Genomic DNA, 17482 nt, shown 5'->3' with positions numbered 1-17482 from the left:
TTTTCGTTTCATCGACTCACTTAATCATATTTAGGTGATTAAGTGAGGTAGTGAAAGGCTTAAATGAACAACTCTCTAATGTTCTTTAAGTCGCCTTTACCTTCTGCAATCTCTTCTGCTGAAAGGCCAGAGACTTCATGTGGGAAAACTAACCACTCTTCAGATTCATGGATATAGTAATCTGGTGTTAACGGCACTGAGGTGTTTTTAGGCTTGAAATATGGGCAAGCGATACGCACATCTTTAGGCATATTGAAGCGCATCAATTCACTTAACTTCTCTTTAAGCGCATGGATACTGCGGCCGGAGTCAAACACATCGTCAACAATCAATAGACCATCACCAGCATTGGCATTTTCAACAATATAGTGCAAACCGTGTACTTTAATCTGCTTACTTTGCTGGTTAATACCATAGTAAGAAGAGGTACGTACTGCAATATGATCTGTTTCTACTTTTTTAAAGTCAAAAAACTCTTGCACGGCGATACCGATTGGCGCGCCACCACGCCAAATACCCACAATAAACTGCGGGCGAAATCCACTTTCATAAACTTGTGCCGCTAAACGAAAAGAATCTTCTAGTAATTCTTGCGCCGTAATAAAGCATTTCTCTGACATCTGACCGTCCCCATCTTGGTATAGTTATCTTATTTTGGGTCTCAAAATGCAGCTGATGATCACTATTCCAAACTCTGAAATAGCACCTTGCTAGCGATCTCGCCGCTCAACTGTTTAAAGTGTAGGTACCCACCCGATTTTGGAGGCAAATTTTATACTAAAATCAGGATTAATGCTGCAAAAATGCAGCAAACTTGTGGCTTGAACACAAAAACAAAAACGGCTACCAATGGGTAGCCGTTGAGTTAAACCTTGTTTAAAGCCGATCTATACGGCTGTTAAGCTTGGTGTCCCCGCTTTGGTCACCATAGAATGGTTACGCTCAGTATCTTCAACAAAACCACGACTAACAATGGTATCGACATAACGCCAATCACTGCGAACTTCTTCGTGTGTGAAGGTTAACGTGAGTAAGCCGCGATTCATTAAGTTGGCATACTTCAAGTTATCAACTAAACCGATAATCGCCTCTTCAGTCGCGGGAATATCCTTAGCATCAATACCCAAGTAATACTCCAATCCTGGCGATGATACTGAACTTGTCGCAAATTCAACACCGACCGCATCGCCCGCTGCATCTTTAAGTTCATTTGCCCAAGCATTATGAGTATCGCCCGCAATCACAACGAGGTTCTTAGCCAATGATTTAGCCGTGGCAAGTATGACTTCTCGTTCATAGGCATAGCCATCCCATGAATCCAAGTTATAAGGTATTGCAGGGAGTTGCAGTAACGCCATCGCCTCAGGCGTTAATTTGTGCCCATAAAACTCTAGATATTTAAGCTCATCAGCAGACAACGTTGGATCGCCCGCCTGCGCTCTGGCAGCTATTTGAGCTAATGCTGCCAACTGACCAAACTCTGGAATAGACAATTGCTGGGTGGCGATAGCGGCAGGTAACATCATCTGCCCCATTAACACCTGTTGCCCAAGCACTTGCCACTTCGCCGTTGAGGTTAGCAGTGTTGATTGCAACCATGTTTGCTGCTCTTGTCCCAACATTGTGCGGTTGGTGTCGGTGACATCAGCCATAAAACGTGCACCGTCGAGCCCACCCGTGGCAGGATCCATATAGTCCGGGTATTCAAGAGGCTTATCTCGGCCTAATAAACGAGTGTCGAGCATATGTAAGTCTACGAGGTCGCCAAACTGGAAGCTGCGATAGATCTCTTCATGATTGCCTTCTCGCCAAGGCCGGATTGGCAACCATTCAAAGTAGGCTTGCAGGGCCCCTTCTTTACGCGCATCAAAATCACCTTCATTGTCGTTATGGTTTTCTGCGCCTTCACGCCAGCTGTCATTGGCCACTTCGTGGTCATCCCAAACAGTAATAAAGGCCGTTTTGGCATGCAGCTTTTGCAAGCTCAAATCACTGCGATATTGGCTATAGCGAATGCGGTAGTCCGATAAGCTAAACAGCTCTCCTTCAGGCAGCACTTCGCGGCCTAATTCCGCTGCGCGTTCACTGGCATATTCGCCACGCGCATACTCATAAATATAATCACCCAGATGGATCACTGCATCTAAGTCATCCATTCTCGATGCCATCTCATAGACATTGAAATAGCCCGCTGGGAAATTAGCACAAGAAAGCACTGCAAACTTTGCTTGATCCAATGCACCCTGTGGCAAGGTTTTAGCCATACCAGGCGCTGACATATTTTTGCCAGCCTTGAAACGATAGTAATATTGAGTTCCCGCTTCTAGCCCCATGGCATCAATTTTAACGGTGTAGTCTCTATCACTATTGGTCACCATTTCACCGTTAGTGATCACTTGAGTAAAGGCACTATCGGTCGCGACTTCCCAAGTCACCTTAATGTCTCCTGCAGACAGAGGCGTCACTCGGCTCCATAAAATGACAGCATCGTGGCTTGGATCGCCACTGGCAACACCGTGTAAAAATTCTGCAGGGATTACATATTCATCATCGTCGCTGCTACAGCCCATCAAGCCATAAGAAACTACGGCAGCGCCAACGCCTTTGGCAGATATGGCTAAAAAATCTCTTCGTGAAAAAGGTCGTTTCATTATTATTATTCCCTTAATATTATTCTATTTTAGTGGTACGAGGTCTAATGAGTCGAGATGGTAAACCGCTACTATTACACATACGTGACAATTTGGTAAAGTATTTGTTAAGGAGATTCTTAAACAGGTCTTCATTGCTGTAGATTTCAATCAAACAGCAAACTCAGAAAGAAGAGATAGCGAAAGGGTTACCGCTATATAATTGATAATAATAGGTTATCGACGTGAGCAGAGAGTACATACCACTGGAGCATGATCGGTACTGTGGCTATCTCGATCATATTGAGGATTGATTAAATGACGATCTTCAGTATGGTAATGACTCACCTCAGCAGTGCTGGTGTGAAAAGCGGGATTGAAGTCTTGTGACAATAATATGTAGTCGAGCACATTGCCTTGAGCACCGTAATAGTGCGTCGGTTGCCTTTGGCTGAGGGGTGTTTCCTCGTCTGGGGTTTGCTTATCAATCGCGGTAGATACACTTTGGCAATACAACTGATAAGCATCGGTTAGCGGGTAACTTGCAAGCTCACCCAAGCCATCTTTCTCAAACCTCAGCTCTTTGGTGGTTAAAAAGGAAAGTACCTGATTGTTAAGGTCGTCATTAAAGTCTCCCATTAACATCATCGCATTCTGAGTCTCTACTCGACGCTGCATCATGCTATGAAACAGTAATGCCGCTTCACTGCCTCGTTGGATACTCGAGGCCCACTGCCCCAGCACATTACACCCCAGCAACTCGCCATAATTGGCTCGATTAGCTTGAGTTGCTTTACCTTCAACAGCGGTTTTAGGCGGTGGAAGTTCATCCACCGATGGCCGTTTAGATTTAAAATGCACCACGTAGATATCGCAGTGACCGATATCAGGCAACACCACTGTCACTCGCAGTGGCTTACGGCTGTAGTTAAACCCACTTTCAAGTCCAAGCCCTTCAGCATAAGGTTTATCGACCTCAATCGAAACTACCTCTTCGAAAGCGAATTTAGAGGCGATTGCGACAACCGGGTCGCGGCAGATAAAATCATCAACAACGCTAGGCTCGTCCACGACTGCAAAATGGCTTAAGCCAGCATCGCGAGCTTGTTCTGCAAGTGCTGATGCTGAAAAGACCTCTTGAAACCCGATAATATCGGGTTGCTGCTCAGACAAAAAATCATTCAACCAACGCTGTTTCTTTGCCCATTGCTCACTGGTGTAGATATTTTCAAAATCATAATAAGCCAGTGGGGGCTCAACGTAGTTAAACAGATTGAAACTAGCGACCTTTACTTTAAAAGGCGTTAGTGCAACTTGCTCTATGTTTGTTTCCAACAAGATCATTCCTTAAATAACCGTCTTTAATGATTAACCGCTTTATCGCTTTTCAATTTGAGGACCAGTTGCAGCAACATCACGGCGATTGCACCTGCAACCACACCAAAAATAGAATTTAAAATACTCGGCGTGATAAATGATAATGCCGGGCCGACAACAGACAGCCCCCCAACCCAGGTCGCTGCATAGCTTATTTGCTCGCTTACCCAGTGCAGCCCGTGAGTTAATATACCGCCACCGACCATAAACATAGCGATGGTGCCGACAACGGACAGGGTTTTCATTAAATAAGGCGCAGAGCTCAGCAATATATGTCCTAAACGGCGTTTAACTCGAGCCGCTAAGCTCTCTCCTTGGCGCTGACTTAAGTACAAGCCGGCATCATCAATTTTGACGATACCGGCAACTAACCCATAAACCCCGATGGTCATCACAATCCCGATGACACTCAAGGTGAAAAACTGAGTCACTAAACCTTTTTCAGCCACAATACCTAGCGTAATAGCGATAATCTCAGCAGAAAGCACAAAATCAGTCCTAATGGCGCCTTTCACTTTTTTCTTTTCGTACGCTTTGAGATCGCCAATCACTTCGTCTGGTTGTTCATTGACGACGTTAGGCTGCTTCTTCACTTGGTAGCTATGGTAAATTTTCTCAAAACCTTCAAAACATAAGAACAAACCACCGAACATCAATAAAGGAGTTACCGCCCAAGGAATAAAGGCGCTAATGAGCATTGCGGCGGGAACCAAAATGCATTTATTCTTAAAAGACCCTACGGCTACAGCCCATACGACAGGCAGCTCTCTATCCGCTGAAACACCAGTGACTTGCTGCGCATTTAAGGCTAAATCATCCCCGAGCACCCCGGCAGTTTTACGCGCAGCCACCTTACTCATCACGGCAACATCATCCAAAATAGTGGCGATATCATCTAATAAGGTTAATAAACTTGCCCCAGCCATACATACTCCTTTTCCTAACGCAGCTAATCTTGATGAACAGATATCAATGCTCATTGTCCGCTAACAATAAATCAACGCTAACTGCTTTTTGAATAAACCTTTTCTACCAAGCCAAGCTAATCACGATATCGCGAGTTTGTCACTTTAAAAGCAAATTTCAGACCCGCTTTCGCGGTTTAAAGCGTATACTATTGCCAATATTTTTAACCTTTGCTTTTAAATAGGATTTCGTTATGACTCAAGATGAAATGAAAAAAGCCGCCGCATGGGCAGCACTTAAGTATGTAGAGAAAGATAGCATTGTGGGTGTCGGAACTGGCTCTACCGTGAATCACTTTATTGACGCACTCGCGACAATGAAAGCAGAGATTGACGGCGCTACATCAAGCTCTGAAGCTTCTACTGAAAAAATGAAAGCACTTGGTATTCCAGTATATGATCTAAACAGTGTCGATGAGCTCTCCGTTTACGTCGACGGCGCTGATGAAATCAACGCCCATATGGACATGATTAAGGGCGGTGGTGCGGCACTGACTCGCGAGAAGATTGTTGCGGCAGTGGCTGAAAAGTTCATCTGTATTGTCGATAATACTAAGCAAGTTGATATCTTAGGTGAATTTCCATTGCCTATTGAAGTTATCCCAATGGCACGTTCATACGTAGCACGTCAACTGGTGAAGCTGGGTGGCGATCCTGTTTATCGTGAAGGCGTAGTCACTGATAACGGTAACATTATCTTAGATGTCTACAACATGAAGATCATCAATCCCAAAGAGCTTGAAACAAATATCAACGCCATTGTGGGTGTGGTGACTAATGGTTTATTCGCCATGCGCGGCGCTGATGTGCTGTTAGTCGGTACTCCTGAAGGGGTTAAAACCATCAAATAGATTGGCGACTGCCTTTTGCTGTCGCTAAGCACTATTTTGCACCGCTAAAAAAGCCACAATACAGTATTTGTATTGTGGCTTTTTTGATTCAGCATTGGCTATTTGCAGATCACTCTACTTGAGCAGTTTCGCCATCGCTAGCAGACTCATCTTCAACTACCTTGTCAATCTCAAGTGCCTTTAACGTTGCAGCAATATCTTCAGCGGCAGTTTCAGCATTGATATCATCATCAATTTTTAAGATTTTGCCATCTTCACCGATATAAAAAGTCACCCGGCTGGCAACGCGCACAAAATTAAGCACATCGTAAGCTTTAGCGGTTTCTTTGGTCGGATCGCTTAACATTGGAAAGTCTGCTTTCTGTTCTTTAGCAAACGCTTGGTTATCTTCAAGGTCGTCAACGCTGGCCATCATGTATACCGCGTTATACTCGCGAATAAGGTGTCCTTTTTGCACCAACGATTTACATTCTAGTGTGCAACCATGAGTGTTAGCCATTGGATACCATGCCAAAACTAACGTCTGCTTACCTTTATAATCACTCAGCTGATAAAAGTGTCCGTCTGTGGCTTGTAGCTTAAAGTTTGGTGCGGTATCACCCACCTTCAAATCGGTTGCCATGGCACTCAATGGTAAAAGTAGCGCTGCAGCTAAAATCAGTTTTGACGTTTTGTTAATCATTGTTTTAATCATTGTTTTCACCTAAGTTTTTCTGTGTAACCTTTGTTTGTTATACCACTAATACGCTGATACAACTAAAAAGATCATCTTCACTTACTAGGTAAGTCTAGCTTAAACATTCAAATGCCAAATCGTAGGCTTTACCTAAATCAACAGTTGTTGGACGACAGCTTTTAAACTCGTTATGTTTCTTGTCTGACGCGCGTAATGTAGCGGGGTGAATAAACTCCACCTCACAAGCGCATGTTGCCAGAATCGCCCCTTCCATCAAAAATGTTCCCGCACCTCCCGCACCTTGCCCTGTGGTCGCACGTCTATTTAGCACCAACTTATCAATAGCATGCTCACTAACATAACCATTAATCTGCGCTATAAATGCAACCACATCAGTTTGAGTCGGATTTTTTAACAAACTAAATTTAGTCACTTTAGGCGCGATTAAATGATGACTGATACGCGATCCTGTTAGTGTCACTACCCTGACCTCATTAGCCTTTAAAAAGAGTCCTGCAACAATCACTTTTATTCTCCTAAATGTGTAAAAATAAAAACGCCAGTTTTATAAACTGGCGTTTTATCAGTGCTTCAACGTTGTTTTAAAGGTTACTTGCTCGCGCGAGAATTCACCGATGAATCAATAACAATACCTTTATCATCCACATCAAGCTCAACTTTAACTCGCATGTCATAATCTTTCATCGCCTTGAACTCCTCTGGAATAGGCTCTCCAGTAAGCTCAATAAACTTAAGCAAAGGTGCAAACATTTTCATATAGTCTGCAGACATTGTCAGCAAACCGTTGCTGGCCAAGGCTTCAGAACTCAGCGTATTAGCAACCGCTTCACCCTTATCACCGAAGAACAACACCAAATGATTGCCCTTAACGGCCAACTTGGCGGTGACTTTCATCTCTGGTGGCATAGGTAATACGTCGTTCAAAATAATGGCGCTGCCATCTGTTGGCAGTCTAATATCAGCCAACTCAGGCGCAAATGGCTTAACCATATTAAACAACATTTCTGGGTTTTCGGCAGACAAGGTCATCACAGCATCTAAGCTTTCGAGTTCAGGAGAGTCAATATCATCATTGATTTTATAGTCAATCACTGAGATACCGACACCTTTGACTCCATTAGCCATTCCAGTAAACATACCAAGCATACCTGGGCTTTGTTGGCTCATTTGCGCTTGCATCTCTTGCAATGGACCACACTGATACTCTGGCGTTAACATTTCATCCCAAATGGCCTGTAAAGATGGCACCATTTGGTTGATGTCGATGCCGAGTCCAAGAGTCGCTACGCTGTTATCAATATCTTGTACATATGCTGGGATATAACCGCGCATCTGTTGATATGCATTGAGCATAATCTGGTTCTTACTTTCAAAAACCACTCTATAACTCAGTGAGCTTTCACTACTGGTGATATCCATTTGATCATAACCGGCAACCGTGCGCGGCCAGTTTGCAGCGATTGCCGATAACTCTTGGTTACACGCTGGCGATCTCAGTTCTGCAAAAGGGTCTTCTTCCGCCATTGCAAATAACTTAGTGAGCTGACGCGCCAGTTGATTACCATCAGTGCTAGTGAATGCTTTGACTATCTCTTGATGATTAATATAGCTGATACCTTCATTGGTAAAACCATGTTTAGCAATGATATCTTCAATAATCTTAGCGTCGACAATTGAACGTTCAACGGGCGTAACTGCCAGTGCGGTTTCCAGTAATACGGGCTCACTAAACGAGGCGTCTAGTGTCATCGTTAACATTGAGTCATGTACCGCTACAACCAGATTTATCTGTTCATCTTCAGTGGCATCAAGCAGCGGATAGCTACGGTAATTAACCCCTTTTAATTGAGCGGGCACATGCGTTAAGCCACTCTCAGCTTCTGCTTTATCCAGCAATGTCCAAATCGCATCTTCGTTGGCCACTTCAATCTTAAGTACAGGCATTACCCCTAGGGTATAAAAGTAACTACGGATATTTTCAGCAAGACCAAATGTACTAATAAAAGTATCACCATCTTTCATGGCGGCCAAATATGACTTCGTTAAACTGAGAAAAAACTGTGCACGTGGATCTTCTTCCGTTTCCCATTCACCGAGCGCATTGGCACCTGATTGCTTGTAGGCGTCAGAAAGCGAATCGATATATGACTTAATCGGAAATGGCTGCAACTGTCCAGAAAATATAGGCGTATCAGCCGGAATATAAGCCATTACAGCGTTATCACTCGCCGATACTTCAGCATCTTGCTGACTGTACCAATATCCACCAGCACCGACCGCCACTAAGGCAGCAACTAGCATCTTATTCATTTAAAAACTCCATTTAATAATGCCATCAATCCAGTCATTGACGCTTTTGTTTTAACGCTGTCACTGCAAGCTAAGCCTAGCAAGCAATAACCTACTAATCATATTAATAACTTAGCGGGGTATATTACATCATTATTGACTGAATTATATACCCAAGCCACTTCAAGATGTTTGTTTCACAACTCTGTAAGAGTGGCGCTGTACAAGGCAGTGCAGGCAACTTAAACGATTGATTTAATATCGAGACATTTGGCAAACATTGATAGCCCTATGATACCCGTTGCATTAAAAGTCTGACCATTGAGGGGAAATTCAACGCCCTGCAGGCAAGATGAGGGATTGAAGCTAATAGTGATTCTCGGCTCTGGCATCTTCGGTAATGGCTCCATGCATTACTCTACCTCCTAAATCTGACCGCCTAGGAGTGTGGGAATGTCTTATTTTGTATGGAACAAAATAGACCATTTAGTCATATATCCAAAGCCCACAACGAAGCTTAAAGGGCTTTACTGATAAATAGCCCAATGACTAAAGACAAAATAGAGGGAAGGAGTTAAGTAGGCAGGACAAAATAAGTGATAAACCCCAGGCAACCTAATCAGACTGCCTGGGGGCTATTTGCTTGGATAGACAGGCGCTAGCAAGTCAACCTAAGCACTCAATAAGCCACCTAATGGTGAGCGAAACTGAGCTTGGTTGTTTGGTTACTGACGGCTCTGTCTGCAGTATTTAGCGAAGCTTCATTTATAGGAGAATTAACACATATCTCAACTATAAACCCAGCCATTGGAAGACTAAATATTGCTAAGCCTAAATAGGCTTGATACAGAACAGTTTCCTAAAACCATCTACGGGAACGTTGAACTATAGTCTAAAAAAAACCGCTGTGCATAACCTTGTTAACAAAAATGTACAATTTATCATCAAATGCAGTATAAAACAGTCTAAAGCATTAATATCTATATTGTTAAATCTTTATAAACAGAGCTAAAAATAGCCTTTAAGCTCTCCCTTCACACCACCTAAATGAACATTGGCGCGCTGCTAAATATCGACATCCGCGCCTAGGGGTTATATATCGTAATGTAAGCCACATTCACGTTTAATACCGTTGAACCGGGTCTCCTCTTCGGTCATCCCCACTTCAAGCGGTTTACTTGAGTGAGTATCACCAACGGAAACATAACCTTGGTCCCATAACGGGTGGTAAGGCAGGTCAAAAGCGGTTAAGTATTCGTGTACCTGTTTATTATCCCATTCAATGATCGGCAGCACTTTATACCGTTTACCATGAATCGCTAGCACCTGAAGCGCTTCGCGAGTACTCGATTGCGAACGTCTAAGTCCAGCAAACCAAGTTCCCACCTCAAGCTCCTTCATTGCTCTCTGCATCGGCTCCACTTTATTGATTTGATTATAGCGATCTAACCCATCAATACCTTGTAACCAAAGAAAACCAAACTTGGCTTCTTGCCAAGCCGTGCTTAGCGGCGAAGCATATACTTTAAGGTTGAGCTTCAACCGTTCGGTTAGCTCATCAATAAACTTATAGGTTTGGCTAAACAAGTAGCCTGTATCGGTCAAAATGACCGGAATATCCGACTTTTCAACGCTAAGCATATGCAACATCACCGCCGCTTGAATACCAAAGCTCGACGACAATGCAGCATTACCCGGCAGATATTCCAGCGCCCAACGCACTCGCTGTGGCGGCGTTAGCGTATCTAGAAAACGATTTACTCTCTCAAGTTCACTGCGCTGCTCTCTATCTGGCGCCGTCAGCAAAGCGGCTAGCGCCTCTTTAGAGATAACAGATTCAATCTGTAGATCAGCCATGGAAATCCTTAGCAGCATCAATCACTGCGGCCACTACACCGCTGCGAACGGTATAGTTACCAAACGTTTCACCTGTTTCTCGCTCTGATACATAACGAGCAAACAAGTCATCAAGTTCAGCAAGAATTTCAGCTTCCTGAATATTCTCACGATAGAGTTTATTGAGTCGTGTGCCTTCGAAGCTCGCGCCAAGATAGAGATTGTAACGACCAGGTGCTTTACCGACTAAGCCAATTTCTGCCGCAAACGGGCGAGCACAGCCATTAGGACAACCTGTCATGCGAATAACAATGCCTTGATCTAAGAAGCCATGCTTATCTTGTAAGGCTTCCACTTTGGTTAAGAAACTAGGAAAATAACGCTCAGCCTCAGCCATTGCTAAGGCACAGGTTGGTAACGCGACACACGCAATAGAGCGGCCACGCGTTTCGGTAATAAGCTTACCCATTAACCCGTGTTGTCTTGCTAACGCTTCTACTTTGTCTTTATCTGCAGCTGGCACTCCAGCAATAATAATATTCTGATTAGACGTCATGCGGAAGTCACCTTGGTGAATTTTCGCTATCTCTCTAAGCCCAGTTTGCAGAGGTTGGCCAGGCAAGTCTTTAACACGACCACCTTCAATAAATAGGGTTAAATGCCAGTTGTCATCAACGCCCTGCTTCCAGCCATATCGGTCACCACGGTCACCAATAACAACATCACGCTTTGGCTGAAATTTAATACCAGTACGCTTTTCGACTTCTGCTTTAAAAGTATCGTAGCCATGCTTAACAATGGTGTATTTAAGGCGTGACAACTTACGATTTTCTCGATTACCCCAATCACGTTGCACCGTCATTATCGCTTCGGCAAATTTAAGCGTATCTTCTGCTTTAATATAACCAAAGTCATCGGCCAAACGCGGGAAAGTCGCCACTTCACCGTGGGTCGATCCCATACCGCCACCCGCAACCAAATTAAAGCCAACCAGTTCGCCATCTTCGGCTACGGCAATAAATCCTAGGTCATTGGTGTACACATCAACGTCGTTATCTGGCGGCACAGCCACTGCCATTTTAAACTTACGCGGCAGATACGTTTTACCGTAAACAGGCTCAACCACTTCACCCTCAGTTGTCACTAGCTTTTCATCGTCCAACCAGATCTCTGCATAAGCTTTGGTGTGTGGCAGCATGTTATCTGACAACTGCTTGGCGTAAGCATAAGCTTGTTGATGTAACTTAGATTGCACCGGGTTGGGGTTACACATCACGTTACGGTTCACATCACCACAAGCAGCGATAGAATCTAATGCTTCTCGATCAAGATCTTGAATGATGGTTTTCAAATTACGCTTTGGAATACCATGGTATTGAAACGTCTGACGCGTAGTGAGACGGATACTGTTAGAGCTGGTCAAGTTAGACGCAATCTCATCAACTGCTAACCACTGCTGCGGTGAGCAAACGCCCCCCGCAACACGTGCACGCAACATAAAGCTATAAAGCGGCTCTAATTTTTGTTCTTTACGTTCGTTACGCTGATCTCGGTCATCTTGCTGATAAAAGCCATGAAATTTAATTAACTGTTGGTCGCCTTCACTAAAAGCACCGGTGACAAGGGTATCCAAACCTTCTTGAATAGTGCCACGCAGGTAATCACTGTCGGTCTTTAAATACTCATTTATCGCTAATTTTTTCTCACTCATAGCAAGATACTCTCTATTATTCTTTTATATTTAGCGCTGACTTGGGTTTTGCCAGCGACTCATCAATGCGTTCTTTGTCATGTGCAAAAAAGCTAGTAAACGTCTTTTTGGTAGCGCTTAGCGACTCGCAGTGCTTCAAGGTAATCTTCAGCTTGCTCAGCGCTCTTACCGCCAAATTTAATGGCCACATCCAATAAGGCTTGGTGAACATCTTTTGCCATACGGTCTGCATCGCCACAAATATATAAATGAGCACCAGATTCAAGCCACTGCCACAGCGTCTCACCTTGTTCAATAATTTTATGCTGCACATACACTTTATGGGCTTGGTCACGCGAGAATGCTAAATCAATACGCGACAGCTCTCCGCTTTGTATGTACTGCTGCCATTCTGTTTGATAAAGGAAGTCTTGTTCAAAATGGGGGTTACCAAAGATTAACCACGCATTGCCTTCAATACCTTGTGCTGAACGTTGCTGCATGAATGCTCTAAACGGGGCGACCCCCGTACCCGGGCCGACCATGATAACGGGCGTCTCTGGGTTTTCTGGCAGACGGAAATGATTGTTTGGCTCAACGTAGACGTTAACTTGTTGACCCTCTTCTGCACTTGCTAGGAATTGAGATGCACCGCCAAATCGAGCAACACCAGCGCGCTCGTCTTCAACTAATGCCACGGTGAGATGAACTTCCGATTCCACTTCCGCTTGGCTAGAGGCAATCGAGTAAAGTCTTGGAGTGATGCCACGAAGCAGGCCAACCAATTGCTCAGCGCTGACGATCGCAGGATACTGATGGACCAAATCGGCAACTTGGTTGTTATTAATATACTCACGCACAAGCACTTTGTCGGCACTGATATCAAGCAGTGCTTGGCTTTGGCTCAATTCAGCCCAACCGGTGACTAAACCAGGATAAAGCTGAGTTAACTCTTTTTTATTGATTAGCGCATCACGCAAACTAAGCGTGTTGCTCCCAATGCTGACCTGCTCATCACCCTTAAGGCTTAAATGCTCAAGCAGCTCATTAACCAGTGCAGCACTGTTGTTGAACCACACCCCTAATGCATCACCCGCTTGATAATGAATACCTGACTCGCCTAACTCTATTTCAACGTGACGCACATCTCGGTCAGAATCCCGGCCGGTCAGCTTTTGACTCACAAGCAGTTCTGCAGCGTATGGCTTTTGTTTCGTAAAACTAGAGGTTGCAGACTGAGCCGTGCTCGCAATTGACACCACACTGGCACCAGCACTTTGGATCAGCGGCTTAACGGCTTCAAGCACTCTGTCTTGCCACGCTGCGGCGTGTTCTTCATAGTCCACATCACATTCAATTAAGGGCGAAATTGATGTTGCACCGAGCGCGGTAAGGCGAGCATCGAAATCTTTACCGGTTTGACAGAAAAACTCGTAACTTGAATCTCCCAGTGCCAATATCGAGTAGTTAAGATTATCTAACTTAGGCGCACGCTTTGAGGCTAAGAATTTGTGCAGTTCTATGGCGTCATCAGGAGCATCGCCTTCACCGTGAGTGCTGACCACTAACAGTAATAATGACTCTTGTTTTAGCTGACGCGCTTTGTAGTCACCCATAGAGACTAAATTAACCGCATAACCTTGGGCTTGCGCTTTTTCAGCAAGTGCCGATGCTACGCCACGACCATTACCGGTTTGACTACCGTATAAAATAGTCATAATTTGCTCTGCACTAGCTTGTGGTACAACCGAAGTTCCTTGTTCAGATGTTGCAGCCAAATAGCCACTAACCCACGCAAGTTGTACGGCACTCAATTCAGCGGTGAGCTGCTTTAGCTTATCGACCTGCCCAGAAGACAAAGGTGATGCGAGTGATGAAAGCTCTTTTAACAACATTAGAACGGCCCTGTATCAGTTTAGTGTTTGCAAGCTTAGCGCCTCTCAGTAAAAGTAAAAAAGAATAAAAAATGATTTTTAATTCCATTTTGGAATATACAAAGATTGAAAAGTAAGCTACAAAAGTAACTGACATTTGAATGAATTCACTTTTAGTGGGCTTGATGACAGCAAACTTCCATTTAAAAGTGTGGCCTAGCGCAAATTTTTCAGTCAGACCAGTACTGTAAACACGAAATTGAAAAATATCAGCTTGTGTCTAAATTCAGAGTCGCCACAATATGAGACCTTACAAATAAAAATGACATCTGTCCCTACGAATGTCCTCAACGAAGAGGTTAGCCTTTGTGAAGTTAGGTATCCCCAAAGAAAGTCATGCTGGAGAAAGTCGTGTTGCACTTATTCCTGCCAATGTGGCTCGTCTGCTAAAGAAAAACGTGCAAGTGCTTGTTGAAAGCGATGCTGGAAGTCATGCCGGGTTTACCGATGAAGATTATGTTACAGCAGGTGCCACAATTGCATCTCGCGAACAGGTCTTGAGCGACTCGGATGTGATTACTGTCGTCAATGCTAAAGATGAGCAACTTGCTGAACTTAAAGCCACCATTAAACCGAATCAAATCGTGATCGGTATGATGGACCCACTTGCGCATCCAGAAAATGCCCAGGCGATTGCCGAAACCGGAGCGACTGCGATTGCACTCGAACTCGTGCCGCGGATCACGCGTGCACAAAGCATGGACATTCTCTCTTCAATGGCCACCATCTCGGGTTATAAAGCCGTTTTGCTTGCCGCCCATAAAGCTCCGCGCATATTCCCAATGATGATGACAGCCGCGGGTACCCTCAAACCAGCACGTGCTTTTATTATGGGAGTTGGCGTTGCTGGCCTACAGGCTTGTGCAACCGCGAAGCGCTTAGGCGCTGTAGTTGAAGCTTACGATATTCGCCCTGCCGCACGCGAGCAAATCATTTCAGTAGGCGCTAAGCCCGTTGAACTCGATTTGGAAACTGAAAATACAGAAACCAAAGGCGGTTACGCTGCAGAGCAAACTGATGACTTCCTTAAGCGTCAGCAACAGGCAATGGCAAACGTGTTGGCACAGCAAGATATCGTCATTACCACTGCCGCTATTCCAGGTCGTAAAGCGCCAATCTTGATCACTAAAGAGATGGTTGATGGCATGAAGAACGGCACCATTATTGTCGATCTCGCCGCTGAAACGGGCGGTAACTGTGAACTCACGGAAGTCGATAAAGAAGTGGTTTACAAAGGTGTGACCATTCTTGGGCCATCTAATGTACCGGGTAGCGCTGCCAACCATGCTAGCCAGATGTATGGCACCAACATTGAAAATCTACTTAAACTGCTTGTCGATAAAGAGGGTGTTTTAACACTTGATTTTGAAGATGAAATTGTTAGAGATACCGTTGTGGCACACCAAGGCGAAGTTGCAAGTAGCCGCCTACGCGATATATTAGGTTTACCCGCATTGGAGCCTGTCATAACGGCTGCTACACCAGAGGAAAAATAAATGGAAATTTTACTCTTACTGACCCTATTTATGGTTGCAGTATTTCTCGGCGTTGAGGTCATCACCAAAGTACCACCCACCTTGCATACTCCGTTAATGTCAGGCTCAAACGCAATCTCAGGGATCTCACTCGTTGGCGCACTTTTGTCAGCAGGTTCTGGCGCCGGTATTTGGGTCAACGTTTTAGGGTTTGTCGCTGTGGTACTTGCCACGATTAATGTTGTCGGTGGCTACATGGTCACCAACCGCATGCTAGCTATGTTCAAAAGGAAATAAGCCACTATGAGTGCGACAATTATTTATCTCGTCTATTTGGTGGCTGCGAGCTTATTTATCCTTGGGATAAAAGGCCTGACAAAGCCGAGAACGGCGGTCAGAGGTAACCAACTCTCTGCATTAGGTATGCTAATGGCAGTCGTTGTGACTCTGTTTGACCAGAGTATTTTAAGTTACGAGTGGATCATTGCGGGTGTGCTACTTGGGGGAACTATCGGCGCAGTTATGGCGTCTCGAATTCAAGTGACCTCAATGCCACAGATGGTCGCAATGCTAAACGGTTTTGGTGGTGGAGCATCACTCTTTATCGCCTTGGCTAACTTCCTCGATCCTCAGTCTGCCACACACACAGTCGCCTTGGTTTCCATTACGGCAACCGTGATTATTGGTGCAGTGACGCTGTCAGGTTCATTTATTGCGTTTGCTAAGCTACAAGAGCTTATTTCAGGCAATCCGATAAAGGTGCCTGGTAACAAGATATTCAATGCATTGTTGTTGATCAGTGCCATTGGATTGTCTGTCGCTATCGTGATGGACCCAAGCAATACTAATCTTATCTATGCGTTAGTCGCAGTGTCAGTGGTACTCGGTTTATTACTCGTCATCCCGATTGGCGGCGCTGATATGCCCGTTGTCATTGCCCTGCTTAACTCATATTCAGGTCTTGCTGCGGCAACAACCGGTTTTATTACCGGCAACACCGTCCTTATCGTATCGGGTTCACTGGTAGGTGCATCAGGTATTATTCTGACGCGGATCATGTGTAAGGCGATGAACCGTTCACTGTTTAATGTGCTCTTTGGCGTGATGGCCGAAGGCGGAGAAACGATTGACGCTGACGAAGTTTATGCCGGTAAAATCACCTCGTCTTCACCAGAAGAAGTGGCGATGTTACTCGAAACTGCCGAGCGCGTTGTTATCGTGCCAGGTTACGGACTGGCAATGGCACAAGCGCAACATGCTGTACGTGAGCTAGCCTCGGTGATGGAAGCGCGAGGCACCAAGGTGCTTTATGCCATCCATCCTGTAGCGGGTCGCATGCCAGGCCATATGAACGTATTGCTTGCAGAAGCTGAAGTGCCTTATGAGCAGTTAATCGAGATGGATGAGATTAACCCTCAGTTTGAGCAAACTGATGTGGCGATTGTGATTGGTGCTAACGATGTGACTAACCCTATGGCACGAGAAGATAAAGGCAGCCCAATTTACGGAATGCCCATTCTCAACGTCGACAAGGCTAGAACCGTCGTAATTGTAAAGCGCTCATTAAGTCCAGGCTTTGCAGGGTTGCCTAACCCTCTGTTTGCGATGGACAACTCGGTCATGTTATTTGGCGATGGTAAGAAAGCCATTGTTGAGCTGACAAAGAGCTTAAAAGAAGCAGACTAATTATTAGCTTCAACAATTAAAAGACCGCATTTGCGGTCTTTTTTTTAAGTCT

General features: G+C 44.7%; 15 protein-coding genes. 4 read left to right on the top strand and 11 right to left on the bottom strand.

From position 1 onward, the window contains the following. Positions 1–59: 59 nt before the first annotated feature. The 4 genes from L2729_RS12490 to L2729_RS12475 form a co-directional block, all read right to left on the bottom strand. Positions 60–620 carry a phosphoribosyltransferase gene (locus L2729_RS12490; protein WP_248988570.1) on the bottom strand — a complete coding sequence of 187 codons (561 nt, stop codon included), beginning with the start codon at positions 618–620 and terminating at the stop codon, positions 60–62. A 267-nt stretch (positions 621–887) separates the two neighbouring features. Next, positions 888–2651, bottom strand: coding sequence for an alkaline phosphatase D family protein (locus L2729_RS12485; protein WP_248988569.1), 1764 nt, complete (start codon positions 2649–2651; stop codon positions 888–890). A gap of 216 nt (positions 2652–2867) precedes the next feature. After that, the gene (locus L2729_RS12480; protein ID WP_428848243.1) at positions 2868–3974 is read right to left on the bottom strand and encodes an endonuclease/exonuclease/phosphatase family protein; all 1107 of its coding nucleotides are present in this window, start codon (positions 3972–3974) and stop codon (positions 2868–2870) included. A gap of 17 nt (positions 3975–3991) precedes the next feature. Next, positions 3992–4933 carry a DUF808 domain-containing protein gene (locus L2729_RS12475; RefSeq protein ID WP_248988567.1) on the bottom strand — a complete coding sequence of 314 codons (942 nt, stop codon included), beginning with the start codon at positions 4931–4933 and terminating at the stop codon, positions 3992–3994. A 233-nt stretch (positions 4934–5166) separates the two neighbouring features. Between L2729_RS12475 and rpiA the strand changes: the two genes are divergently transcribed. Continuing rightward, on the top strand, positions 5167–5823 hold the full coding sequence (gene rpiA / locus L2729_RS12470) for a ribose-5-phosphate isomerase RpiA (RefSeq protein WP_101091766.1): 657 nt from the start codon (positions 5167–5169) through the stop codon (positions 5821–5823). 109 nt (positions 5824–5932) lie between these two features. Here rpiA and L2729_RS12465 read toward each other — a convergent pair whose 3' ends face one another. The 7 genes from L2729_RS12465 to L2729_RS12435 all read right to left on the bottom strand — a co-directional run bounded on the left by L2729_RS12465 (position 5933) and on the right by L2729_RS12435 (position 14230). Beyond that, positions 5933–6505, bottom strand: a complete 573-nt coding sequence (locus L2729_RS12465) for a peroxiredoxin family protein (RefSeq protein ID WP_248988610.1) — start codon at positions 6503–6505, stop codon at positions 5933–5935. A 106-nt stretch (positions 6506–6611) separates the two neighbouring features. Beyond that, positions 6612–7025 (bottom strand): DUF3010 family protein, encoded by a 414-nt coding sequence (locus L2729_RS12460; protein WP_346347760.1) that lies wholly within the window; start codon positions 7023–7025, stop codon positions 6612–6614. Between the two features lie 83 nt (positions 7026–7108). Then, positions 7109–8830, bottom strand: coding sequence for a hypothetical protein (locus L2729_RS12455; protein ID WP_248988565.1), 1722 nt, complete (start codon positions 8828–8830; stop codon positions 7109–7111). Between the two features lie 221 nt (positions 8831–9051). Next, the gene (locus L2729_RS12450) at positions 9052–9219 is read right to left on the bottom strand and encodes a hypothetical protein (RefSeq protein ID WP_248988564.1); all 168 of its coding nucleotides are present in this window, start codon (positions 9217–9219) and stop codon (positions 9052–9054) included. Positions 9220–9901: 682 nt separating this feature from the next. After that, positions 9902–10666 carry a phosphoadenylyl-sulfate reductase gene (locus tag L2729_RS12445; protein WP_248988563.1) on the bottom strand — a complete coding sequence of 255 codons (765 nt, stop codon included), beginning with the start codon at positions 10664–10666 and terminating at the stop codon, positions 9902–9904. Next, positions 10659–12356: an assimilatory sulfite reductase (NADPH) hemoprotein subunit gene (cysI, locus tag L2729_RS12440; RefSeq protein WP_248988562.1), complete on the bottom strand. Its 1698-nt coding sequence runs from the start codon at positions 12354–12356 to the stop codon at positions 10659–10661. The genes L2729_RS12445 and cysI overlap by 8 nt, the downstream gene beginning before the upstream one ends. Before the next feature lie 92 nt (positions 12357–12448). Then, positions 12449–14230, bottom strand: coding sequence for an assimilatory sulfite reductase (NADPH) flavoprotein subunit (locus tag L2729_RS12435; RefSeq protein ID WP_248988561.1), 1782 nt, complete (start codon positions 14228–14230; stop codon positions 12449–12451). 347 nt (positions 14231–14577) lie between these two features. Between L2729_RS12435 and L2729_RS12430 the strand changes: the two genes are divergently transcribed. Genes L2729_RS12430 through L2729_RS12420 form a run of 3 tightly spaced genes read left to right on the top strand, consistent with a single transcriptional unit; the run spans position 14578 to position 17430 of the window. Beyond that, on the top strand, positions 14578–15765 hold the full coding sequence (locus L2729_RS12430; protein ID WP_248988560.1) for a Re/Si-specific NAD(P)(+) transhydrogenase subunit alpha: 1188 nt from the start codon (positions 14578–14580) through the stop codon (positions 15763–15765). Next, complete coding sequence (locus L2729_RS12425) at positions 15766–16041, top strand: NAD(P) transhydrogenase subunit alpha part 2 (protein WP_101091759.1); 276 nt, start codon at positions 15766–15768, stop codon at positions 16039–16041. A gap of 6 nt (positions 16042–16047) precedes the next feature. Further along, positions 16048–17430 (top strand): NAD(P)(+) transhydrogenase (Re/Si-specific) subunit beta, encoded by a 1383-nt coding sequence (locus tag L2729_RS12420; RefSeq protein ID WP_248988559.1) that lies wholly within the window; start codon positions 16048–16050, stop codon positions 17428–17430. Positions 17431–17482: the final 52 nt, after the last annotated feature.

The sequence above is a fragment of the Shewanella gelidimarina genome (assembly GCF_023283945.1).
Lineage (GTDB): Bacteria > Pseudomonadota > Gammaproteobacteria > Enterobacterales > Shewanellaceae > Shewanella > Shewanella gelidimarina.
The sequence above is the reverse complement of the archived record's forward strand: the minus strand, read 5'-3'. Positions and strand labels throughout refer to the sequence as shown.

Bases quoted from the DNA above. Each gene is read 5' to 3' on its own strand.
- L2729_RS12450 (WP_248988564.1), bottom strand. From the start codon at position 9,219: ATGGAGCCATTACCGAAGATGCCAGAGCCGAGAATCACTATTAGCTTC.
- L2729_RS12475 (WP_248988567.1), bottom strand. From the start codon at position 4,933: ATGGCTGGGGCAAGTTTATTAACCTTATTAGATGATATCGCCACTATT.
- L2729_RS12435 (WP_248988561.1), bottom strand. From the start codon at position 14,230: ATGTTGTTAAAAGAGCTTTCATCACTCGCATCACCTTTGTCTTCTGGG.
- rpiA (WP_101091766.1), top strand. From the start codon at position 5,167: ATGACTCAAGATGAAATGAAAAAAGCCGCCGCATGGGCAGCACTTAAG.
- L2729_RS12480 (WP_428848243.1), bottom strand. From the start codon at position 3,974: ATGATCTTGTTGGAAACAAACATAGAGCAAGTTGCACTAACGCCTTTT.
- L2729_RS12420 (WP_248988559.1), top strand. From the start codon at position 16,048: ATGAGTGCGACAATTATTTATCTCGTCTATTTGGTGGCTGCGAGCTTA.
- L2729_RS12455 (WP_248988565.1), bottom strand. From the start codon at position 8,830: ATGAATAAGATGCTAGTTGCTGCCTTAGTGGCGGTCGGTGCTGGTGGA.
- L2729_RS12490 (WP_248988570.1), bottom strand. From the start codon at position 620: ATGTCAGAGAAATGCTTTATTACGGCGCAAGAATTACTAGAAGATTCT.
- L2729_RS12465 (WP_248988610.1), bottom strand. From the start codon at position 6,505: ATGATTAACAAAACGTCAAAACTGATTTTAGCTGCAGCGCTACTTTTA.
- L2729_RS12485 (WP_248988569.1), bottom strand. From the start codon at position 2,651: ATGAAACGACCTTTTTCACGAAGAGATTTTTTAGCCATATCTGCCAAA.
- cysI (WP_248988562.1), bottom strand. From the start codon at position 12,356: ATGAGTGAGAAAAAATTAGCGATAAATGAGTATTTAAAGACCGACAGT.
- L2729_RS12425 (WP_101091759.1), top strand. From the start codon at position 15,766: ATGGAAATTTTACTCTTACTGACCCTATTTATGGTTGCAGTATTTCTC.
- L2729_RS12445 (WP_248988563.1), bottom strand. From the start codon at position 10,666: ATGGCTGATCTACAGATTGAATCTGTTATCTCTAAAGAGGCGCTAGCC.